The organism is Paenimyroides baculatum (assembly GCF_008629655.1).
GTDB lineage: Bacteria > Bacteroidota > Bacteroidia > Flavobacteriales > Flavobacteriaceae > Flavobacterium > Flavobacterium baculatum.
In genome coordinates, this window is record NZ_VWSG01000007.1 from 97,797 (window position 1) to 118,187 (window position 20,391).

The following is a 20,391-nucleotide window of genomic DNA, read 5'->3' on the forward strand; positions in this document are numbered from 1 at the left end:
TTACCGTTTTACAAGTGTTACCAAAAATGTAAAATTAACGTTGAATTTATTCTTATCTTTTAACACATTATAAATACCTTTGCAAAAACTTTAAGACTATGGAAATTAATTTTAAAGAGATTTTTACCGCTGGTATGATTTTATTCGCCGTGATTGATATTTTAGGATCGATCCCTATTATTGTTGATTTACGTGCGCGTGTTGGGAAAATTCAGTCGGAAAAAGCATCAATTGTTGCAGCCTGCATTATGATTGCCTTTTTGTTTGTTGGTGAAAGTATTCTGACTTTAATTGGGATAGATGTAAATTCGTTTGCAGTTGCAGGTGCTTTTGTATTGTTCTTTTTAGCTTTAGAAATGATTTTGGGCATTCGGTTGTATCGCGATGAAGAACCCAAAACGGCATCGATTGTTCCATTGGCTTTCCCATTAATTGCCGGACCGGGAATTATGACCACCATTTTGGCGTTACGTGCAGAGTATCAAACCATAAATATTGTATTCGCTATTATTCTGAATATTATCGTTGTTTATGTGGTTTTAAAATTATCTGGACAGATAGAACGCCTTATAGGAACCAATGGTTTAGGAGTGATTCGCAAAGTATTCGGAGTAGTTTTACTGGCAATTGCTGTTAAATTATTTGCTACTAATGTTAAAGGCTTGTTTAACTAATTAAATATTTTGTACTTTCGTTTCCTATTCAACAAAATAAATCAATAATGAAATACGTTACATACATAGTTATAGCTATTGCTATTGCTTTGATTGTATTAAACATTACAAAATTAGATTTTAACAACTTATTTCAAGGTGAAAGTGTTGTAGCTTTAATTTGTATTATTGCCATTTTGTGTGCAGTAATCTTATTGCTTATCTTTAATACTTCAAAAGCAATAGACAATAAAAACAAGTAAAATGTTTGACTGTTTAATAATAGGCGGAGGCGTTTCGGGGGTTTCTTGTGCCTTGGTTTTAGGATCGGCAAATGCTAAACCATTTGTAAACGATAAAAAAATCGGTATCATTGCCCACCAAAAATCATCAATGCTGCAAGATGCATTGTTCAACAACGCCTACGGAATACCACCCGGTACTTTAGGAAGCTACTTATTACACCAAACCCTTACCGATTTAAACAATATATACCCGCACATTAATCAAATTTTAAACGAACGGGTACTTTCTATAATTAATCACAAAGATTATTTTTTAGTTACTACTACCGAAAATATTTACGAAAGTAAATGTGTAGTTGTTGCTATCAACTCAAGCAATCCTTTTACCATTAACGGTTGTTTGGAACCTTATGTAATTCCTCACGGAAAATCGTTACCGCAGAAAAACCGTATTCAATTAGCAAATAATGATCATTTGGTTTTTGAAAAAATTTATGTTGCCGGAACTTTAGCAGGACATCGCAGTCAGCTGGCAATTGCCGCAGGAAGTGGCGCTGCCGTTGCGACCGATATTTTAACTTTGTGGAACAACGGTATTGAAACCCACGTACACGATAGTATTAGAAAGAAGTAAAAAATATATAATCAATAAAAAAGCAGGTTTAAAACCTGCTTTTTTATCTTTTTATTTTAAGAACGAATGTGCTGTAGTGTCTTGATCGTCTTCATTGTTAGCTGCAAAAATACGTAGTTGTTTTAACCAGTAAACAAAAGCAACTGTACAAATAATAATGAAAATCCAGTTAAGTAAGTTTGCAACCCACCAGTTTGTTAATTCTAATTTCGCAAACCAGTCCATTGGTACAAACAAAACATCAACGAATAAAAATTGTATCCCGTGAAAGAAAGATGTCCACATAATATTGTTATTAAATTATTTATGTTTAGTTTTAGTTTAATTCTAACTTTGCAACAAAAGTAAAAAAAATTATTAACAACTTATTTACAAAAACAAAATAATATCATTAATGCTTACAAATCTTTTTTCTAAAAGCAGACCAATAGGATATGTGGTTATAGGGCTAATGCTTTTAATAACGTATCTCATACATTTGGTAAACGATTTAAAATGGTTACAGTCGCCGGCTGTAATTATAGAAAAAAGTTTTTTGTTTGTAGTTGTGGCATTTTCGGTTTTGCTGATACAGTTTATCACCGTAAAAAACTATCTGGCGGTTAACAACCTGTATTCGTTGTTTTTGTATGCCTGTTTTTTAATTTTGTTTCCTACTTTTTATGATGATGCGCAATTAATCATTGCAAACCTGCTGGTACTTTTGGCATTGAGAAGAGTTATTTCGCTACAAACTTTAAACGAACCAAAAATTAAGATTTTCGATGCCAGCTTATGGATTTTCGTTGCAACGTTGTTTGAATCATGGACGATTCTTTATTTTGTAATGATCTACCTTGCAATAATTTGGTATGTGAATCAGGATTACCGCAATTGGATTATTCCGTTGATTGCATTGTTAACCGTTACCATTTTATTTTACACTTACAGTTTGTTTTACAATATTAACCTGGTGGAATTTTGGACAGATAAGTACGATATTGGTTTCAACTTTAGTTATTTCGATAACATTTATCAAAACATAGCGCTTTCTTTTCTGGCAACAATTGCGGTTTTATTTACCGTTTATCAGTTAACCAATTTAAAAAGTATCGCCACAAACCAGGTAACACTTTATAAAAACATTGTACTTTGCTTTGTAATCGGAGCCGCTATTTACATCATCACTCCAGAAAAATCAAACGGATTACTGGTTTTCACTTTCTTTCCGTTATCGATTATCGGTGGAAATTTCATTGCCAACACACCAAATAAATGGGTTAAAGAAGCTGTTTTAGCAACAATTCTTGGAGTAAGTTTATTACTGTTTTTACTGAAATTATAATTTTTCGCCATAAGCCAAATCGCCTGCATCGCCAATTCCGGGAATAATGTATTTGTTTTCGTTCAAAGAATCGTCTAAACTGGCAACCCACAAATGAATATTTTCCGGCAGATGTTCCTTTAAATATTCAATTCCTTCGGGTGCGGCAATAACTACGCAAATATGAATTTCCTTTGGATGTTCCTTCTTCATTAACTGATCAAAAACAGCAACCATAGAATGTCCCGTTGCCAACATTGGATCCAACAAAAGCAGACATTTTCCTTCAAACGATGGTGCTGCCTGATATTCAACCAAAATCTCTTCGGCTCCGTGTGTTCTGGCTGCCGATACAAATCCGTTTTCGGCATCATCAAAAAAACTCATAAAACCGGTATGTAAAGCCAATCCAGCACGAAGTATCGAACACAAAACCACCTCATCTTTAATCATCATCGTATCTTTTGTCCCAAGTGGTGTTTGTATCGAAGTGTCTTTATACGACAATTTCTTGCTTAATTCATATGCCATAATCTCTCCAATTCGTTCCATATTTTTACGAAAACGCATCGAATCGTTTTGTACTTTAACATCGCGCAACTGCGCCAAAAAATGATTTAAAATACTGTTCTGTTCTGATATGTAGTGAATATGCATAAGTTTACTAATGAATTTTATTGTTGTAAAAGTATTAAAAGTATATTTGTAAATAAAAATTATAACAATGTTTGCAGAATTAGCTTTTCCTGTTTTTGAAAAAAGTATCGAAGATTACCACCAATTTGACGATGTTAACCAACCAATAGCAAACCCTTACGAAAAAGGTTCTATTGAACATTTGCTGTATGCAAAAAACTGGGTTGATACCGTGCAATGGCATTATGAAGATATTATTCGCGATCCGCAGATTGACCCCGTTGCTGCTTTGGTTTTAAAACGTAAAATTGATGCATCGAACCAAGTAAGAACCGATATGGTTGAATATATCGACAGTTATTTTTTAGATAAATACAAAAACGTTCAGGTTAAGCCAAATGCTAGAATAAATACCGAAAGTCCGGCTTGGGCAATTGATCGTTTGTCTATTTTGGCATTAAAGATCTACCACATGCAAGAAGAAGCTACGCGACCAGATGCATCGGCAGATCACCGCGAAAAATGTCAGGCTAAATTAGATGTTCTTTTAGAGCAGAAACAAGATATGTTTACATCAATCAGCCAATTGATTGAAGATATAGAAAACGGCGACAAATTCATGAAAGCGTACAAACAAATGAAGATGTATAACGACGAAGAATTGAATCCGGTATTGTATCAAAATAAAAAATAAGTACTTTTGAAAGACTTTCTTAAACAGAAAGTCTTTTTTACTATGAACAAACTTTTAAAAATAGCGCAGGTATTCGTTTTTACCATTTTAATACTTTTAATTGCTGTATTTATATGGCAGTTTTTCGATGCTTACGCCAAATTACTTTTTATTCCGCTGGGCTTTTTAAGCATTTATTACCTGTTGATCTATCTGTTTGCAAAACTGTTGCAGCAAAACCAATCGAAAGTGTGGTTTTATGTAGGTATTTTCTTTATGATCATTCCGTTGCTCGCTTTTTCAATGGCTTACAAACCCGTTTTAGAATTTTCGTACAATATTTTGCAGACTTTAGGCAATTAAAATGAAGCATATTTTAGTAATACGATTATCGGCAATGGGCGATGTTGCTATGACGGTTCCTGTTATACGATCGCTTATTCAGCAACATACAGATGTAAAAGTCACAGTGGTTTCACGTCCTTTTTTCAAGCCTTTTTTTGATGATATGGATCGGGTTGATTTTTTTGGAGTTGATCTGGAAAATCGTCATAAAGGATTTTTTGGGATTTACAGATTATATCAACATCTAAAAAAGCTAAAAATTGATTTTGTTGCCGATTTTCATAATGTATTGCGATCTAAAATACTTCGTACCTTTTTTAAATCAAACGGAACAAAAACAGCATTTACTGATAAAGGCAGAAAAGAAAAAAAGGAATTAACCCGATTAGAGAAAAAAGTATTAAAGCCTGTAAAACCAATGGTTGAACGACATGTTGATACCTTGGAAAGTTTAGGTTTTAAGGTTGATCTATCAAAAATTGTGTTTCCTGAAAGATCGGTTTTGGCTGATGAAATTTTGGCTGTTACTGCCGAAAAATCAATTAATAAATGGATTGGAATTGCCCCTTTTGCACAATATCAAACAAAAGTGTATCCAACCGAATTAATGCAAAAGGTTATTTTAGATCTTTCTGCAAATCAAAATCACAAAATTTTCTTGTTTGGTGGAAAAAATGAATTAAATTCGTTAAAAAACCTTCAGCAAAACCTTGAAAATGTTATATTAGTTGCCAATAAACTTACTTTTAAACAAGAATTACAGTTTATTCCGCATTTAGATGTAATGCTTTCAATGGATTCGGGCAACGCGCATATTGCAGCAATGTACGGCATAAAAGTTGTTACGTTGTGGGGAAACACGCATCCGTTTGCAGGTTTTGTACCATTTAATCAACCGTTAGAAAACAGTTTGATTCCAGATTTAGAGAAATACCCGTTTTTGCCTACATCGGTTTACGGAAACAAAATTGTAACAGGCTACCAAGATGTTATGCAAAGTATAACTCCCGAAGAAGTTGTTGCGAAAATTAGTACAAATTTATACGAATGAAAGATTTAATAGAAAAAAGCATTGGGCTGCTAAAAGATTTAATTAAAACACCGTCGTTTAGTAAAGAAGAAGATATTACAGCCGAAATTATTGATACTTATATAAAAAGTTTCGGCGTAGAAACATACCGCGAATTAAACAACGTTTGGGCTTTTAACAAGTATTACGATCCGTTAAAACCCACTATTTTATTGAACTCGCACCACGATACGGTTCGTCCGAATATCGATTATACGCGTAATCCTTTTTTAGCGGAGATAATTGATGGAAAATTGTATGGTTTGGGATCGAACGATGCCGGCGGATGCTTGGTTTCGTTGATTTCTACCTTTTTGCATTATTACAATCAGCCTAATTTAAAATACAATTTAGTAATTGCCGCTACTGCCGAAGAAGAAATTTTAGGCTTGCACGGTTTGGAATTTGTGGTACCAAAATTAAGTGCGTTAGATTTTGCAATAGTAGGCGAACCAACACAGATGCATTTGGCAGTTGCCGAAAAAGGTTTGATGGTTTTAGAATGCACCGCTTCCGGAAAATCGGGACACGCAGCACGTAACGAAGGCGAAAACGCCATTTACAACGCTATTGAAGATATTTTGTGGTTTAAAACATTTGAATTCCCTAAACAGTCTGAAATGTTTGGACCGATAAAAATGTCGGTTACCATGATAAATGCCGGAACACAACACAACGTAGTGCCATCGAGCTGCGATTTTGTGGTTGATGTTCGTATTACCGATGCTTACACCAACGAAGAGGTTTTAGATATTATAAAGGCACATACAAAATGTGAAATTAAACCGCGATCAACCCGTTTGCGTCCGTCATTTATTTCGTTAGATCATCCGATTGTAAAAGCTGGAATGAATTTAGGCAGAACTACTTATGGCTCGCCTACAACAAGTGATCAGGCTGTTTTAAAAATTCCATCGTTAAAATTAGGACCGGGAAATTCGGCACGTTCGCACACCGCAGATGAATTTGTATATGTTAACGAAATTGAAGAAGGTGTAGAACTGTATATTAAAATTTTGGATCAGTTAGTGTTGTAGACTAAAACATTCTTAATTGATTGTTATTCGTACTTCTTTTTAAATTGCTGTTTTTTGATTTAGGATATGGTATTTCAATAACACACCAAACTGTATTATGTATGTGAAAAATCATGGTAAGTTTATTATTTCTCATCCAGTCTCTAACAATAATATATGAAAACATATTAGCTTGAATATGATTCCATTTTTTTATCCTGAAGTTTTCAGAATATGTTAGCATATATATTTCCGCGGGTCTAGTTTCTTTATTTTCAAAAGGATAAAAACCAGTACAATTAAATTCTTTGATATTTGCCCTCTTTTTATATCTGTGATAAAATAGACCTAATGCATTTTTTTCTATTACCTTTTTAATTCTGTCATTTTCAGCTTTAAAATATATTTTACCACTTTCATCTTGAAAATATGACTCTTCAATTTTAGCCATTAATTTTGGCGAGCGCTTTCTCGCTCTATAGACATTACCTCCTTCAGATTTTCTTGCTACTAAATTGGGATTATTGGAAATTTCAGTTAGTACATTAATGAAATACTCTTCATCTAATGAAAACGAATTATTACATGTTTGCAACAGGGAATTGTTATCAGATTATCTGGATACGGCTTTTCAAGTAAACTTTTAGATGGAATGTGATCTTTAGTATTGGATACATTATCACAAAAAGAACATTGAATTTCAATACTCATATTCCTCACAATTAACTTTAAAACCCTACTCCTATCCTACTTTTAAAAATCTCCAATATTTGCTTTTATCGGTATCACCATAAACTGTTTTTTATATTGATTGTCTTTTGTGGCAACATTCCAACGTGTTGATGCAATTACTCGGACTGCTTCTTTATAAAAACTGTTTTCTGCCGAAATTTCTTTGGGCGAAAATTCAAATGCTTTACCGTCTTCACTCACTGCAAATACCACATAAAACACAAAATAAGGTTTCTTTTTTGCTGTTTTAGGTATGTCTTCTTTTTTTACGTTGTTGTAGTTAAAATTATTGTTTACGTAATAGTATAAATCTTCGGTGTTTCCGCCGGCATAATTGGCATCTTTAACAACCGGTTTGTAAGGCAGAACCAATGTGTCTTGAGCAAATGCTGATAAATTACTTAAAAATAAAAATAATAAAATACTTAAATTTCTCATAATTGTTGTAGTTTTTGAAGGTTTTCTAACGCTTTACTGATTGATTTTATATGATCGAATGTTAACAGCAAACGCAAGCCGTTTTTAGTCTGTTTCTCTTTTAACGTTGCCAGTTTTGGATACAGCTGAATAAACTGTAATACTTTGCGGAATTGTGCCGATTGATAATACATGGATTGTTGGTCGCTTACAAAATAACCAATCATTTTTCCTTGTTTCAGCAACAGTTTTTCTATTCCGGCTTGTGATGCGATCCATTTGATACGAACCGAATCTAACAGATTCACGACTTGTCTTGGCAATGCACCGAAACGGTCGATCAATTTGTTTTGAAAAGCTATTAATTCGTCTTCGGTTTTCAAAGTCGCCAGTTCATTATACAACGCTAATCGTTCGGAAACATTGTTGATGTATTCATCAGGAAACAAAATCTCAAAATCAGATTCTATCACAATATCTTTTACATATTCTTTGGTATCGATATTCTGTTCCTCTTCGTATAAATCTTTAAACTCGTTTTCTTTCAGCTCATCAATCGCTTCATTCATGATTTTCTGATACGTTTCAAAACCAATTTCATTAATAAAACCACTTTGCTCACCACCCAAAATATCACCTGCACCACGAATTTCCAAATCTTTCATGGCAATATTAAATCCGCTGCCCAAGTCGCTGAACTGCTCTAATGCCGAAATACGTTTACGCGCTTCTTCGGTCATTACGCTGTAAGGCGGCGTAATAAAATAACAAAATGCCTTTTTATTGCTTCGACCCACACGACCGCGCATTTGGTGTAAATCGCTCAATCCGAAGTTATTGGCATTGTTAATAAAGATCGTATTTGCGTTTGGAACATCCAATCCACTTTCAATAATCGTGGTAGCAACCAACACATCAAATTCGCCCTGCATGAACGACAAAAGCAGATCTTCCAATTTCTTCCCTTCCATCTGTCCGTGCCCAATTCCCACTTTTGCATGCGGAACCAAACGCTGGATCATTCCGGCAACTTCCTTAATATTTTCAATTCTGTTGTTGATGAAATAAACCTGCCCGCCACGTTCAATTTCATACGCAATAGCATCGCGAATAACTTCCTCATTAAAACCAACCACATTTGTTTCGATAGGATAACGGTTTGGCGGTGGTGTTGTAATTACCGATAAATCTCGCGCTGCCATTAACGAAAACTGTAAGGTTCTCGGAATTGGCGTAGCTGTAAGCGTTAAGGTATCGATATTTTCGCCTATGGTTTTTAATTTGTCTTTTACGGCGACTCCGAATTTTTGTTCTTCATCAATCACCAATAATCCCAAATCTTTAAAAACAACGTTTTTATTGACCAACTGATGCGTTCCAATTAAAATATCGACTTTCCCTTCTGCCAAATCTTTCAAGGTTTCGGCTTTTTGTTTTGCAGTTTTAAATCGATTTAAATACGCAACATTCACTGGCATATCCTTTAAACGCTCGGTAAATGTTTTATGATGCTGAAATGCCAAAATAGTCGTCGGCACCAACACCGCGACTTGTTTACCGTTATCGACCATTTTAAATGCAGCACGAATAGCAACTTCGGTTTTTCCGAAACCAACATCACCACAAACCAAACGATCCATTGGACGGTCGTTTTCCATATCAGCCTTTACTTCAATGGTAGATTTTAACTGATCGGGCGTATCTTCGTAAATAAACGAACTTTCTAATTCTGCCTGCAAATAACTGTCGGGCGCACAAGCAAATCCTTTCTCTAATCGGCGTTTTGCATACAGTTTTATAAGGTTGAACGCAATGTGTTTTACACGCGCTTTTGTTTTTTGCTTTAAGGCTTTCCACGCGCCGGATCCAATTTTGTAAATCTTTGGGGGTGACCCTTCTTTACCGTTGTATTTTGATATTTTATGCAGCGAGTGTATCGACACGTACACAATATCGTTATCGGCATAAACAAGCTTAATAGCTTCCTGCTTTTTGCCTTCTACATCAATTTTCTGCAAACCGCCAAACTTTCCAATTCCGTGGTCAATGTGCGTTACATAATCGCCAACCGAAAGCGTAGTAAGTTCTTTCAGCGTAATGGTTTGCTTTTTTGTGTAGCCGTTTTTTATGCTGAATTTATGGTATCGTTCAAAAATCTGGTGATCGGTATAACAAACAATCTGGTTTTCTTTATCGATAAAACCTTGAAACAATGGCATTACAACAGTTTTATACTGCTGAATACTTTTGTTTTGATCTTTTAAACTCGAGAAAATTTCCTCGAAACGTTTACTTTGCGATTCACTTGAACAATACAGATAATTGGTGAATCCGTTTGCGGTATTTTGGTTTAGATTTTCAATAAGCAAATCGAACTGTTTATTGAACGACGGTTGCGGATTGAAATGAAAATCGACCGAAAAATTGGGTGTAAAAAAGTTTTGTTGCGCTAGTTCAACTACCGTAAAATCATCAGCTTTTTGAAGAAATTCTGCCGAAGGCAAAAACATTTGATCCGGCGCCAAATGCTGAACATCTTTATTCAGTTTATCGAAAGCTTCGGTAGCTTTCTGAAACATTTTGGTAAGTTGTTCCTTTATTAAAACGGTGTTTTGAATAAACAAAACGGTATTTGGACTGATGTAGTTTAGGAAGCTTTCGCGATTTTCCTGCAAAAATTTGTTTTCTACATTAGGGATAATCGTGATTTTTTTATTGGTTTCGATCGAAAGTTGCGTTTCTACATCAAAAGCACGAATGCTGTCGATTTCATTTCCAAAAAATTCAATTCGATACGGATTTTCGTTCGAAAAAGAAAATACATCGATAATTCCACCACGAACAGAAAATTCGCCAGGTTCCGAAACAAAATCAACTCGTTTAAAATTATATTCAAACAAAACCTCGTTCACAAAATCGATCGTCATTTTATCGTTAACGGCAATTTTCAGTGTGTTTTTATCTAATTGTTTACGCGTAACCACTTTTTCAAACAACGCATCGGCATAGGAAACAATTACAACCGGTTTTTTACGGGCATTTAATCGGTTTAAAACTTCGGCACGCAACAAAACATTCGCGTTATCGGTTTCTTCGATCTGATAAGGTCTGCGGTACGATCCCGGATAAAACAGCACATAATCTTTCGAAATCAAATTCTCCAAATCATTCAAATAATAAGCAGCTTCTTCTTTATCGTTAAAAATCAATAAAAAATGCTGATCAGACTCTTTAAACAATGCCTGAATTTGAAACGACAATGCCGAGCCGATAAATCCTTTCGCATGAATTTTATTACCTAACTTGTTAAGTTGCTGTTGCAGTTGCTGCGATTTGGTTGCTTGTTCAAATACTTTTTTAATACTCATTATTCTTGTGGTAATGCATTTAAAGTGGCACGTTTAATGGTGTCTATCGGTTGAATTAGTTGGTCTTCGCCAGATTCTTTCGGTATTTTTGATTTTACTTCGAACTCGTTAAACTGATTAATGATCGAATTGGTGCTTTTTTGAATATTCAAAAGCAACGTATTTATTTCCTTGATATTCAACGGTTCTAATTCCAATTGCATGTTCAAGTTTTGGATATGAGTTTCCAACAAAGAAAAACGCGCTTTAGTTTCGGGTCTGTTGTACATTTCGGGAATATCGGTTTTTAAAACTGCAGCTTTTTCAACCAAAGCATTCGATTTATGAACAAGATTTCGAAGTCCTGCATTTGGTGTGATCGTTAATTCGTTTACATAATTTCGCCAGTTTTCCCAGTTGTTTAATTTCGAACTAATTGCCGGATTTGAAACGTTAACAGTGAACTTCCATTTTTCATGAATGTTCTTAACCATAGAGTCTTGCGAAATTTTGGTGGTTGTATTCGGTGTGGTTACTACCTCTTTTTTACAACTAATTGTAGCTGTTGCAAGCAGTATTAAAACAAATATATATTTCATAAAAATGGTATCTAAAACAAACCACAAAATTACTAATATTGACGGTATGAAATAGTTTAAACAACAAATATTAAGATGCTTTTGAGGAATTTTTACAAAAGATTTAAAAAAAATAGTTACAAAAGCTATCTTTGTAAAAGAAATTAAACAACATGAACGATACCAAAATATTAATTATTGGAGCTTGCGGACAGATAGGCTCTGAACTTACCTTAAAATTACGCGAATTATACGGAACGGATAACGTGATAGCATCAGACATTAGAAAAGGCGAACAAGAGGTTTTTAAAACTGGTCCTTTTGAAATTGTAGATGCTATGAATTACGAGCAGGTTGAAGCTTTAGTTGACAAATATAAAGTTGACGAAGTTTATTTAATGGCGGCATTACTTTCTGCCACTGCAGAGAAAAATCCGGCGTTTGCGTGGGATTTGAATATGAATTCGCTTTTCCACGTATTAAATTTAGCGAAAGAAGGTATAATTAAAAAGATATTTTGGCCATCGAGCATTGCGGTTTTTGGACCAACAACTCCAAAACATGATACACCGCAATATACCGTAATGGAACCATCTACCGTTTACGGAATTTCTAAACAAGCTGGTGAACGCTGGTGCGAATATTACTTTAATAAGTATGGTGTTGATGTACGATCTATTCGTTACCCGGGATTAATTTCTTGGAAAACACCTCCAGGTGGCGGAACAACCGATTATGCTGTTGATATTTATTATAAAGCAGTTGCTGACAATAAATACACGTGTTTTTTATCTGAAAACACCGAATTACCAATGATGTATATGGATGATGCCATTCGTGCAACTGTTGGAATTATGCAGGCAGATAAAGAAAAAATCAAGATTCGTTCTTCGTACAACTTATCAGCAATGAGTTTTACTCCAAAAGAAATCGCAGAAGTTATTGCAAAGGAAAAACCAGGTTTCGAGATTTCGTATGAACCAGATTTCCGTCAGGCAATTGCCGATTCTTGGCCAAGCAGCATCAACGATTTTGAAGCCCGCAAAGATTGGAACTGGCAACATGATTACGATTTAGAAAGCATGACAAAAGTTATGTTGGAAAATTTATCGAAATAAATAATTCTCTTTTAAAAATTATTTTTTATCATTGTAAATTATAAAAATTTATTACATTAGCATAAAAAATACATAAACTATAAACAAATAACTATGAAAAAAGTATTTTCACTTTTATTAATAATATTACCATTAATGCTTTTAACAGTATCTTGCCACGATGAGGAAGATCCTATAATTAAGACAACACCATATTCTAAGTTTAAAGGACCTTGGTCGGGAACATATTCTGGTGGTGATTCAGGTATTATAGAATTTTCTGTTAAAGATGATGGTACTATAACTGGCACAATAGAGTCTGATAAATTTCCTGGATCTGATATGTCTTTGAAAGGTAAAGTAACTATTGAAGGGGTTGTGAATATAAGAATTCTGTATATTGGAGAAATTGATTGGGGGGGATTTGTTGGTACAATGACAGAAACTAATGCTTCTGGTTCATGGACTAATACATCTGCTAAAGTACAAGGAACTTGGATAGCTAGTAAATAATATCAAAATCCACTTCTAAAACGAAGTGGATTTTTTATTTTCTTTCATTGCTTCAATATTTTCAGAAGCCTCACTTAAAGCTATTTTGTACCATTCTTCCATTAACGGAAATATTTCTTTAGAAACCTTTTCAATCGGTTCATAAAAAACCGATTCATCTAACCTTTCTTTTGATACTATCAAGTTATTGAAATTTATCTTTTGGAATATGTTCAGAAAAACCGAAATGATCAATAACATTTTAATTCCTTCAAAAACAGCTCCCAAAATTTTATTTACAAAGCCAAGTGCCAAACTTTCGGCAAGTTTTGTAACTGCTTTTCCTAAAAAATAGAGTAAAACCAGCACTGCAACAAATGTTATAAAAAACGCTGTAATGGTCAGTGTGTTTGGATTCCACTGTGTATTTTCGGTTAAAAAATTGCGTGTAAAAAACGAAAATCGCAACGAAATATAAATTCCCACAATCAAAGCAATCAATGAAATTACCGAAACCACCAAACCGTTTTTTATCCCTTTAAACAAGGCGTATCCCAATAAAACGGCAATTATTAAATCTACAACAATCATATCGTTAAAATAAAGTACAAATATAAAGCAGTTTCGGCATTATGAAATATATTTGCAGTTCAAGAAAACAATTTTATGGCAAGAGACGAAGAATTAAAAGAACGATGGAATTTGCTGGTTGAAAAACTATCTGATCAATTTGCCGACGGAGATACACTGGATGTTGACGGGATAACGTACTTAATTGGCATACAGGAATTGGGTAAATTCAACAAAAAATTTAAAAAAGACGAAAAAGTAAACATTATGCACATTGCCATTTGTCGTTTGCTGGAACCGTTTGGATATTATGAATTTTCGCATTTCGATGCCGACGGCTGGCCGCATTACACCATTAAAGATCAACTGCCGCACTTAAAAGCCGGCGAACAGGCTGTTTTAATGAAAGATGCCATTGTGCAATATTTTATAGATAACGGTTATATAAAGTAATTTTTAACCATTCTAATTTTCAGCATCAACCAAAAAGCGTAAATTTGCAGAATACCTGTTTTATAAAACAATGATAGATAAAATTAAAGAATTAATTGGCGAAGCAGAAGCTTTTACTACCGATAATAAAGACACTTTAGACACTTTTAGAATTAAATTTATTTCTAAAAAAGGACTGATTAATGAAATTTTTTCCGAATTTAAAAATGTTCCGAACGATCAAAAGAAAGAATTCGGGCAGGCAATCAATTCGTTGAAAAATGCTGTTGAGGGTAAAATAAAATTTATTCAGGATGCATTGGAATCTAAAGAAGAAACGGCAGGTATTTTTGGCGATTTAACGCGTCCGGGAACACCTGTAAATATTGGTTCGCGCCATCCGATATCTTTAGTAAAAAATCAGGTAATCGACGTATTTTCGAACATTGGTTTTAATGTTTCCGAAGGCCCGGAGATTGAAGACGACTGGCATAATTTCGAAGCGTTGAATTTCCCGGCACACCACCCGGCACGAGATATGCAGGATACGTTTTTCGTACAAATGAACCCTGATTATTTGTTGCGTACGCACACATCATCGGTTCAAGTGCGTTATATGGAAAACAACCAGCCACCAATTAGAACCATTTCGCCAGGGCGTGTTTTTCGTAACGAAGCTATTTCGTCGCGTTCACACTGTATTTTTCATCAGGTAGAAGGTTTGTATATTGATAAAGATGTATCGTTTGCCGATTTAAAGCAGACCTTATTATACTTTACAAAGGAAATGTTCGGAAAGTCGAAAATTCGTCTGCGTCCGTCTTATTTCCCGTTTACCGAACCAAGTGCTGAAGTTGATGTTTATTGGGGTTTAAAAACCGAGACCGATTACCGTATTACAAAAGGAACAGGTTGGTTAGAAATTATGGGCTGCGGAATGGTAGATCCTAACGTTTTAAAAGCATCAAACATAAACCCGGATGAATATTCTGGTTTTGCTTTTGGAATGGGATTAGAACGTATGGCAATGCTTTTGTATCAAATTGGTGATATTAGAATGTATTTTGAAAACGATGTACGCTTTTTAGAACAGTTTAAATCGAATTTTTAAAATTTTACATAATTATATAAAGCTCTTGTTTATTCAAGGGCTTTTTTTATTTTTGATAAAAAACATTTTTATGAATTTAACAGACATCGTTCAGAAAAACAAAGCAGACAAAGGCTTGCGCTTTGCAAATTTTTTAATTGATACTGTCTTATTTTATTGTTTTCTGTTCTTCATCGGATTAATAATCGCTTTAGTCGCAATTATTTTAAATAATGATTTGACTTTTCTTGAAGATTTATATATTCATCCAATTATTGATTATTTATTAACTGCAATCATTAGGGTTTTCTATTATTTTGGAATGGAAATCTTAACAAAAGGAAGATCAATAGGAAAATTTATCACAGGTACACAAGTAGTTACTTTAGAAGGTGAAACACCAACAGCAAATGTATTTTTAAAGAGAAGTTTTTGCCGAATTATTCCTTTTGAAGCATTTAGTTTTTTTGGCGAAAACGGTTGGCATGACAGTATTCCTAAAACTGCTGTTGTGGTTAAAAAGCATTTTGACTATGAATCGAATTTATCTTTAGATGTAGATACAATCGGGAAAGAGATCGAATAAAAACAGACTTTAAAAATCAATATTTTTTAAACTTGATCTGTTGTTTCCTTATAAAACAATGGTTTAGGACCAATAATAAAAAATACTAAAGCAGTAGCAAACGATATAAAACCAACGTTTACAATAAAACCCAAAGCAAAACAAATTACCCAAATTAATTTTTCACCTGCAGGCATTTTTCTCGATTTGTAAATCATAAAGTAAGCCAATGCAATATAAATAACCGATGAAATTAAACCTACGGTAATTAAATTGTTTCCGTTTAAAAAACCTAATTCTGTATGGGTTACTTTTAAAACCGATCCTACAATTAAAATGATAAAACTTAATACAAACGATATTCTGTAATATTTAAAAAGACTCATAAATTACATTTTTACAAATTTAAGCAAATTGAAATCTTTTTTCGGTTTGTATTATTTCGTTTTTCAATAAAGGAATAATTTTAGAATAAAGTACTATTAAGAATAAAATATACAATGTTGAACTTGTGGTACTAAATAAAACTTTAAATAGCGAAGGATTTAGTGTTGATGTTGTAAACCCAAACCTAAAGTAAATTAATAACGATATTGGTAAAGTGTACAAATAATTTGCCGTATTTTGAATAAGCCATTTTTTGGGTGTTTTAAAACTTATTTTCTGATAAACGAAAACCGCAACTGTTATTGCTACAATACTTATTAAAATAACATAATCGTTTGCTACCATCCATTCGTTTGGATTTGCAAAAATTTGAAAGAGAATATAAAACAATGCTGCTGAAAAGATAATTTTAGGAATAGAGAAGAAATCAATTAGTTCTTTTTTTATTAATCGCCAATAATGATTTTGCAATGCAACTTGCTTTTGTTCAACCAAACCTGTAAATCCGAAGATTCCAAATTTTTTAAATTCGGTTTGTAAAGCATCTTCAAACAAAATATTTGGGTTTTCTTTCCATTGATCTTCAATAGCATTTGCTAAATGATCAACTAATTCTACCTGAACATCGTAATATTCTACAAAATGTTTCTTGGTGAAATCGAACAATTGTTCTATTTGTTCTGCTGATAACTCCATTAATAATCTAATTTTAAATTTGGGTTCACAATTGTCTGCATATTGCGAATAAAATTCTCTAATTCTTCCATACGCGAAATCGTTTCTTTCACCCCGCTTTCTGTCAGTTTGTAATATTTACGAATACGTCCGTCTACACGATCCATTTCCACATCTAAAAAACCATCGGCTTCCATTTTGTGTAATGCCGGATACAAAGCACCTTCGGTAATATTCATTTCGCCCTGCGTAATTTCTTTTACCTTTTGGGTAATTTCGTAGCCGTACATTTTTCCTTGTTGTTCCAGAAGTTTCATAATAATGGTATTTAAACTTCCTTTATATAATTGTTGTTGCTTTTTCATATGTAGATAATTATTTGCTTTTTATTGGTCATATGGAATCGCTCCTCTTCATTGGTGTTTGTTTGCAACAAACAATTTGTCAATGGCGATCTCATATACTTATGAATTTTAGGTATATCAAATATACATAATTTTTTTATGCATCAAAATTTTAGGTATAAAATTGTTTCAGAAATGATAAATATCAGTATTAAGCGATTGTAATTTTGTATTTTTGCTGAAATTTAATTAAAATGTCAAAATTCAATCCTTTAAAGGTTAAAGAAATAAGAAGAGAAACGCCTTTGGCTGTTTCGATTGTTTTTGATGTTCCTGCCGAATTAAAAGCAGATTACCAGTTTAAAGCAGGTCAATATATAAACATCAAAGCAATAATAAACGGCGAAGAAGTAAGAAGATCATACTCTATAAGCTCATCGCCAAAAAGCGAAGAATTACGTGTTGTTGTTAAAGCAGTAGAAAGCGGAGTATTCTCTAATTACGTTACACAAAACTTACAAGTGGGCGATGTTTTAGAAGTAGCGCCACCCGAAGGTAAATTTATTTTAGAGAACAAAGAAGCAAAAGTTATCGTTGGTGTTGCTGCCGGAAGCGGTATTACACCTATTATTTCATTAGCTATTGATGCATTAGAAAGTGCCGACAATACTACTTTTATATTGATTTACGGAAATAAAACGGTAGAAGACACCATTTATTTTAATGAGATCGATGCATTGAAAAACAAATATTTAGGTCGATTTTTTGCACATTATACCTTTACAAAAACGCATCCTGAAGGTGCTTTGTTTGGAAGAATTGAACGATCTACCATAAATTTTGTACTTAAAAACAAACACAGTGAAAAACGTGTAGATGAGTATTTCTTGTGTGGTCCGGAAGATATGATTAAAAAGGTTACCGATGTTTTAATTGAAAACGGAGCTAACGAAGATCAAATTCATTACGAATTATTTACCACAAGCTCAACCAACGGCGAAATTCCGGTTACTGGCGAAGGTATGGTAAAAGTGACTGTGATGGTTGATGATGTGGAGACGACGTTCAACATGCCACGTACCGAAAACATTTTAAATGCCGCATTAAAACACGGTATCGATGCGCCGTATTCATGTCAAGGCGGTATTTGCAGTTCGTGTATGTGCCGTAAAGTGAAAGGATCGGCAGAAATGAAAACCAACCATATTTTAATGGACGATGAAATTGAAGAAGGCTTGCTTTTGGCTTGTCAGGCTTACGTAACATCAGACGAAATTTATATTGATTTTGATGATGTTTAGAAATCTTATTTTCTTCGGTTCGATAGTTTTAATTTATTCTTGTAATCGAACTATTGATGATAAATTTCCTATTATTTCTAAGTTTAATGTATCAAAAGATCAATACAAAAGAGACACTATTAGTTTAGAAGGATTTTCATTAGAAGGTGGCGAATTAATAGTTTATCACAAAAAATCTGATACATTAGTTCTTGACTTCTTTCTATACGGTGAAACTGGAAAATTGAATTATACTTATTTCACAGATAAAAATTTTGAATATAAGTTTGTAATAAAAAGAGATTATAGGTATAGGTACAATGGGCTCATTACAAATGAAAAAATGAAAATTGATTCAACCATTTATTTCGTAGAGACCAAACTTAACCCAAGGTTGTATGACCAAAATATAATTGAAGTAAAAGATTCTCAGAAGGTAGATTCTATAATATCTGAAATAGACTATTTCTTTAAAGATGTAGCCTAATACATTAAGGTTAATAAATAAAAAAAGCAGGATTTAATCCTGCTTTTTGCTTACAAATCAAAACCTAAATCAGTTCTGTAATATTTTTTGTCGAAGTTTATTTTTTCAACGTTTTTGTATGATTGTTTTAAAGCGTCTTTAAAGTTTTCTCCGTACGATGTTACTGCAATTACACGTCCGCCGTTTGTAACGATATTCCCATCTTTTTCGGCAGTTCCTGCATGAAAAACAATAGAATCTTCAATTTGATCCAAACCAGTAATCGCCTTGCCTTTTTCGTAATCTTCAGGATATCCACCCGAAACAATCATTACGGTGGTAGCCGTTCTTTTGTCGGTTTCTAAAACAGCATTTGCCAATGTTTGGTTTGCAACTGCCTGGAACAATTCCACAAGATCTGATTTAATTCGCGGGATAACCACTTCGGTTTCCGGATCGCCCATACGAACGTTATATTCAATCACAAACGGATCATTTCCTACTTTTATCAAACCAATAAAAACAAAGCCTTTATATTCAATAGAATCATTTTTTAAGCCGTTAATTGTTGGTATTACAACACGTTCTTCAACCTTCTGCATAAATTCTGCATCGGCAAACGGGACCGGAGAAACAGCACCCATTCCACCTGTATTTAAACCGGTATCACCTTCGCCAATTCGTTTGTAATCTTTAGCCGTAGGCAAAATTTTGTACGATTTTCCGTCAGTCAAAACAAAACAAGAAAGTTCAATTCCGTCTAAAAATTCTTCAATAACCACTTTAGACGATGCGTCGCCAAATTTGGCATCAACCAACATATTGCTTAATTCCTGCTGTGCTTCGGTTAAATCATTCAATATTAAAACACCTTTACCAGCAGCTAAACCATCGGCTTTCAATACGTAAGGCGGGATTAAAGTCTTTAAAAAATCGCAACCTGCTTCAACGGTATCTTTTGTAAAGGCTTCATATCTAGCTGTAGGAATGTTGTTTTTCACCAAAAATTGTTTGGCAAATTCTTTACTTCCTTCTAACTGTGCACCGTGTTGTGACGGTCCAATCACAGGAATATCGCTTAAAGCACTATCATTCTTGAAAAAATCGTAAATACCTTTTACCAAAGGATCTTCCGGACCAACAACTACCATTTCTACAGCGTTGTCTAAAACAAACTGTTTAACAGCGTTAAAATCCATTGGGTTTACAGCAACATTGGTTGCAATTTGCGCAATACCTGCGTTACCTGGTGCTACAAATAACTGACTGCATTTGGTACTTTGAGTAATTTTCCACGCTAATGCATGCTCTCTTCCGCCCGATCCTAATAGTAAAATATTCATAT

At 33.8% G+C, this 20,391-nt stretch carries 26 protein-coding genes; 15 read left to right on the forward strand and 11 right to left on the reverse strand.

Annotation, left to right across the window (positions count from 1 at the left end; genetic code table 11):
- Positions 1-98: 98 nt before the first annotated feature.
- From F0460_RS10470 to F0460_RS10480, 3 genes are read left to right on the forward strand one after another with little or no spacing between them, the layout of a single operon-like run.
- Positions 99-674, forward strand: a complete 576-nt coding sequence (locus tag F0460_RS10470; RefSeq protein ID WP_150012969.1) for a MarC family protein — start codon at positions 99-101, stop codon at positions 672-674.
- Positions 675-721: 47 nt separating this feature from the next.
- Positions 722-916 (forward strand): hypothetical protein, encoded by a 195-nt coding sequence (locus F0460_RS10475; protein ID WP_091520752.1) that lies wholly within the window; start codon positions 722-724, stop codon positions 914-916.
- A 1-nt stretch (position 917) separates the two neighbouring features.
- A complete protein-coding gene (locus tag F0460_RS10480) occupies positions 918-1,532 on the forward strand; it encodes an FAD-dependent oxidoreductase (RefSeq protein ID WP_150012971.1) in 615 nt (204 codons plus the stop codon).
- A gap of 51 nt (positions 1,533-1,583) precedes the next feature.
- On the opposite strand, the gene F0460_RS10485 is transcribed toward F0460_RS10480, so the two are convergent.
- The gene (locus F0460_RS10485; protein WP_091520745.1) at positions 1,584-1,817 is read right to left on the reverse strand and encodes a DUF6341 family protein; all 234 of its coding nucleotides are present in this window, start codon (positions 1,815-1,817) and stop codon (positions 1,584-1,586) included.
- Between the two features lie 109 nt (positions 1,818-1,926).
- On the opposite strand from F0460_RS10485, the gene F0460_RS10490 reads away from it, so the two are divergent.
- The gene (locus tag F0460_RS10490; RefSeq protein WP_150012973.1) at positions 1,927-2,856 is read left to right on the forward strand and encodes a DUF6427 family protein; all 930 of its coding nucleotides are present in this window, start codon (positions 1,927-1,929) and stop codon (positions 2,854-2,856) included.
- Here F0460_RS10490 and upp read toward each other — a convergent pair.
- Positions 2,851-3,492: a uracil phosphoribosyltransferase gene (upp, locus tag F0460_RS10495; protein ID WP_150012975.1), complete on the reverse strand. Its 642-nt coding sequence runs from the start codon at positions 3,490-3,492 to the stop codon at positions 2,851-2,853. The genes F0460_RS10490 and upp overlap by 6 nt on opposite strands.
- 67 nt (positions 3,493-3,559) lie before the next feature.
- Between upp and F0460_RS10500 the strand changes: the two genes are divergently transcribed.
- From F0460_RS10500 to F0460_RS10515, 4 genes are read left to right on the forward strand one after another with little or no spacing between them, the layout of a single operon-like run.
- Positions 3,560-4,165: a DUF4254 domain-containing protein gene (locus F0460_RS10500; RefSeq protein WP_150012977.1), complete on the forward strand. Its 606-nt coding sequence runs from the start codon at positions 3,560-3,562 to the stop codon at positions 4,163-4,165.
- 42 nt (positions 4,166-4,207) lie between these two features.
- A complete protein-coding gene (locus F0460_RS10505; RefSeq protein ID WP_150012979.1) occupies positions 4,208-4,507 on the forward strand; it encodes a hypothetical protein in 300 nt (99 codons plus the stop codon).
- A 1-nt stretch (position 4,508) separates the two neighbouring features.
- The gene (locus F0460_RS10510) at positions 4,509-5,540 is read left to right on the forward strand and encodes a glycosyltransferase family 9 protein (protein ID WP_223810801.1); all 1,032 of its coding nucleotides are present in this window, start codon (positions 4,509-4,511) and stop codon (positions 5,538-5,540) included.
- Positions 5,537-6,595 (forward strand): M20 family metallo-hydrolase, encoded by a 1,059-nt coding sequence (locus F0460_RS10515; protein WP_150012981.1) that lies wholly within the window; start codon positions 5,537-5,539, stop codon positions 6,593-6,595. The genes F0460_RS10510 and F0460_RS10515 overlap by 4 nt, the downstream gene beginning before the upstream one ends.
- 1 nt (position 6,596) lies before the next feature.
- Here F0460_RS10515 and F0460_RS10520 read toward each other — a convergent pair whose 3' ends face one another.
- From F0460_RS10520 to F0460_RS10535, 4 genes are all read right to left on the reverse strand, one after another.
- Positions 6,597-7,025, reverse strand: coding sequence for a hypothetical protein (locus tag F0460_RS10520; RefSeq protein WP_190304135.1), 429 nt, complete (start codon positions 7,023-7,025; stop codon positions 6,597-6,599).
- Between the two features lie 302 nt (positions 7,026-7,327).
- On the reverse strand, positions 7,328-7,744 hold the full coding sequence (locus F0460_RS10525) for a hypothetical protein (RefSeq protein ID WP_150012985.1): 417 nt from the start codon (positions 7,742-7,744) through the stop codon (positions 7,328-7,330).
- The gene (gene mfd, locus F0460_RS10530) at positions 7,741-11,091 is read right to left on the reverse strand and encodes a transcription-repair coupling factor (RefSeq protein ID WP_190304136.1); all 3,351 of its coding nucleotides are present in this window, start codon (positions 11,089-11,091) and stop codon (positions 7,741-7,743) included. Before mfd ends, F0460_RS10525 begins: the two co-directional genes overlap by 4 nt.
- Complete coding sequence (locus F0460_RS10535; protein ID WP_150012989.1) at positions 11,091-11,669, reverse strand: hypothetical protein; 579 nt, start codon at positions 11,667-11,669, stop codon at positions 11,091-11,093. Before F0460_RS10535 ends, mfd begins: the two co-directional genes overlap by 1 nt.
- Before the next feature lie 152 nt (positions 11,670-11,821).
- Between F0460_RS10535 and F0460_RS10540 the strand changes: the two genes are divergently transcribed.
- On the forward strand, positions 11,822-12,766 hold the full coding sequence (locus F0460_RS10540) for an L-threonine 3-dehydrogenase (RefSeq protein ID WP_150012991.1): 945 nt from the start codon (positions 11,822-11,824) through the stop codon (positions 12,764-12,766).
- A gap of 93 nt (positions 12,767-12,859) precedes the next feature.
- A complete protein-coding gene (locus F0460_RS10545; protein ID WP_150012993.1) occupies positions 12,860-13,258 on the forward strand; it encodes a DUF3794 domain-containing protein in 399 nt (132 codons plus the stop codon).
- Between the two features lie 15 nt (positions 13,259-13,273).
- Here the strand turns inward: F0460_RS10545 and F0460_RS10550 are convergent, their stop codons facing one another.
- Entirely contained in the window at positions 13,274-13,828 is a 555-nt protein-coding gene (locus F0460_RS10550) for a CvpA family protein (protein WP_150012995.1), read from the reverse strand.
- A gap of 75 nt (positions 13,829-13,903) precedes the next feature.
- Between F0460_RS10550 and F0460_RS10555 the strand changes: the two genes are divergently transcribed.
- The 3 genes from F0460_RS10555 to F0460_RS10565 all read left to right on the forward strand — a co-directional run bounded on the left by F0460_RS10555 (position 13,904) and on the right by F0460_RS10565 (position 15,915).
- On the forward strand, positions 13,904-14,260 hold the full coding sequence (locus tag F0460_RS10555) for a hypothetical protein (RefSeq protein WP_150012997.1): 357 nt from the start codon (positions 13,904-13,906) through the stop codon (positions 14,258-14,260).
- A gap of 70 nt (positions 14,261-14,330) precedes the next feature.
- Complete coding sequence (gene pheS, locus F0460_RS10560; protein WP_150012999.1) at positions 14,331-15,350, forward strand: phenylalanine--tRNA ligase subunit alpha; 1,020 nt, start codon at positions 14,331-14,333, stop codon at positions 15,348-15,350.
- Between the two features lie 70 nt (positions 15,351-15,420).
- Positions 15,421-15,915 (forward strand): RDD family protein, encoded by a 495-nt coding sequence (locus F0460_RS10565; RefSeq protein WP_150013001.1) that lies wholly within the window; start codon positions 15,421-15,423, stop codon positions 15,913-15,915.
- A gap of 26 nt (positions 15,916-15,941) precedes the next feature.
- On the opposite strand, the gene F0460_RS10570 is transcribed toward F0460_RS10565, so the two are convergent.
- Genes F0460_RS10570 through F0460_RS10580 form a run of 3 tightly spaced genes read right to left on the reverse strand, consistent with a single transcriptional unit; the run spans position 15,942 to position 17,321 of the window.
- Positions 15,942-16,280, reverse strand: coding sequence for a hypothetical protein (locus tag F0460_RS10570; protein ID WP_150013003.1), 339 nt, complete (start codon positions 16,278-16,280; stop codon positions 15,942-15,944).
- Between the two features lie 19 nt (positions 16,281-16,299).
- Positions 16,300-16,977, reverse strand: a complete 678-nt coding sequence (locus F0460_RS10575) for a hypothetical protein (RefSeq protein WP_150013005.1) — start codon at positions 16,975-16,977, stop codon at positions 16,300-16,302.
- Entirely contained in the window at positions 16,977-17,321 is a 345-nt protein-coding gene (locus tag F0460_RS10580; protein WP_150013007.1) for a PadR family transcriptional regulator, read from the reverse strand. Before F0460_RS10580 ends, F0460_RS10575 begins: the two co-directional genes overlap by 1 nt.
- Before the next feature lie 233 nt (positions 17,322-17,554).
- Here F0460_RS10580 and F0460_RS10585 point away from each other — a divergent pair, with 233 nt between their 5' ends.
- Both F0460_RS10585 and F0460_RS10590 read left to right on the forward strand, forming a co-directional pair.
- Positions 17,555-18,601 carry a ferredoxin--NADP reductase gene (locus tag F0460_RS10585; RefSeq protein WP_150013009.1) on the forward strand — a complete coding sequence of 349 codons (1,047 nt, stop codon included), beginning with the start codon at positions 17,555-17,557 and terminating at the stop codon, positions 18,599-18,601.
- The gene (locus tag F0460_RS10590; protein ID WP_150013011.1) at positions 18,591-19,067 is read left to right on the forward strand and encodes a hypothetical protein; all 477 of its coding nucleotides are present in this window, start codon (positions 18,591-18,593) and stop codon (positions 19,065-19,067) included. Before F0460_RS10585 ends, F0460_RS10590 begins: the two co-directional genes overlap by 11 nt.
- A gap of 50 nt (positions 19,068-19,117) precedes the next feature.
- Here F0460_RS10590 and purD read toward each other — a convergent pair whose 3' ends face one another.
- Positions 19,118-20,389, reverse strand: coding sequence for a phosphoribosylamine--glycine ligase (gene purD, locus F0460_RS10595; protein ID WP_150013013.1), 1,272 nt, complete (start codon positions 20,387-20,389; stop codon positions 19,118-19,120).
- Between the last annotated feature and the right edge of the window lie 2 nt (positions 20,390-20,391).

Excerpts from the sequence above, each read along its gene's own strand:
- F0460_RS10520 (WP_190304135.1), bottom strand. The coding sequence starts at position 7,025 with ATGGCTAAAATTGAAGAGTCATATTTTCAAGATGAAAGTGGTAAAATA.
- F0460_RS10475 (WP_091520752.1), top strand. The coding sequence starts at position 722 with ATGAAATACGTTACATACATAGTTATAGCTATTGCTATTGCTTTGATT.
- F0460_RS10525 (WP_150012985.1), bottom strand. The coding sequence starts at position 7,744 with ATGAGAAATTTAAGTATTTTATTATTTTTATTTTTAAGTAATTTATCA.
- F0460_RS10550 (WP_150012995.1), bottom strand. The coding sequence starts at position 13,828 with ATGATTGTTGTAGATTTAATAATTGCCGTTTTATTGGGATACGCCTTG.
- pheS (WP_150012999.1), top strand. The coding sequence starts at position 14,331 with ATGATAGATAAAATTAAAGAATTAATTGGCGAAGCAGAAGCTTTTACT.
- F0460_RS10515 (WP_150012981.1), top strand. The coding sequence starts at position 5,537 with ATGAAAGATTTAATAGAAAAAAGCATTGGGCTGCTAAAAGATTTAATT.
- F0460_RS10545 (WP_150012993.1), top strand. The coding sequence starts at position 12,860 with ATGAAAAAAGTATTTTCACTTTTATTAATAATATTACCATTAATGCTT.
- F0460_RS10480 (WP_150012971.1), top strand. The coding sequence starts at position 918 with ATGTTTGACTGTTTAATAATAGGCGGAGGCGTTTCGGGGGTTTCTTGT.
- F0460_RS10540 (WP_150012991.1), top strand. The coding sequence starts at position 11,822 with ATGAACGATACCAAAATATTAATTATTGGAGCTTGCGGACAGATAGGC.
- F0460_RS10575 (WP_150013005.1), bottom strand. The coding sequence starts at position 16,977 with ATGGAGTTATCAGCAGAACAAATAGAACAATTGTTCGATTTCACCAAG.
- F0460_RS10580 (WP_150013007.1), bottom strand. The coding sequence starts at position 17,321 with ATGAAAAAGCAACAACAATTATATAAAGGAAGTTTAAATACCATTATT.
- F0460_RS10500 (WP_150012977.1), top strand. The coding sequence starts at position 3,560 with ATGTTTGCAGAATTAGCTTTTCCTGTTTTTGAAAAAAGTATCGAAGAT.
- upp (WP_150012975.1), bottom strand. The coding sequence starts at position 3,492 with ATGCATATTCACTACATATCAGAACAGAACAGTATTTTAAATCATTTT.
- F0460_RS10570 (WP_150013003.1), bottom strand. The coding sequence starts at position 16,280 with ATGAGTCTTTTTAAATATTACAGAATATCGTTTGTATTAAGTTTTATC.
- F0460_RS10485 (WP_091520745.1), bottom strand. The coding sequence starts at position 1,817 with ATGTGGACATCTTTCTTTCACGGGATACAATTTTTATTCGTTGATGTT.
- F0460_RS10505 (WP_150012979.1), top strand. The coding sequence starts at position 4,208 with ATGAACAAACTTTTAAAAATAGCGCAGGTATTCGTTTTTACCATTTTA.
- F0460_RS10490 (WP_150012973.1), top strand. The coding sequence starts at position 1,927 with ATGCTTACAAATCTTTTTTCTAAAAGCAGACCAATAGGATATGTGGTT.
- mfd (WP_190304136.1), bottom strand. The coding sequence starts at position 11,091 with ATGAGTATTAAAAAAGTATTTGAACAAGCAACCAAATCGCAGCAACTG.
- F0460_RS10590 (WP_150013011.1), top strand. The coding sequence starts at position 18,591 with ATGATGTTTAGAAATCTTATTTTCTTCGGTTCGATAGTTTTAATTTAT.
- F0460_RS10555 (WP_150012997.1), top strand. The coding sequence starts at position 13,904 with ATGGCAAGAGACGAAGAATTAAAAGAACGATGGAATTTGCTGGTTGAA.
- purD (WP_150013013.1), bottom strand. The coding sequence starts at position 20,389 with ATGAATATTTTACTATTAGGATCGGGCGGAAGAGAGCATGCATTAGCG.
- F0460_RS10565 (WP_150013001.1), top strand. The coding sequence starts at position 15,421 with ATGAATTTAACAGACATCGTTCAGAAAAACAAAGCAGACAAAGGCTTG.
- F0460_RS10470 (WP_150012969.1), top strand. The coding sequence starts at position 99 with ATGGAAATTAATTTTAAAGAGATTTTTACCGCTGGTATGATTTTATTC.
- F0460_RS10510 (WP_223810801.1), top strand. The coding sequence starts at position 4,509 with ATGAAGCATATTTTAGTAATACGATTATCGGCAATGGGCGATGTTGCT.
- F0460_RS10585 (WP_150013009.1), top strand. The coding sequence starts at position 17,555 with ATGTCAAAATTCAATCCTTTAAAGGTTAAAGAAATAAGAAGAGAAACG.
- F0460_RS10535 (WP_150012989.1), bottom strand. The coding sequence starts at position 11,669 with ATGAAATATATATTTGTTTTAATACTGCTTGCAACAGCTACAATTAGT.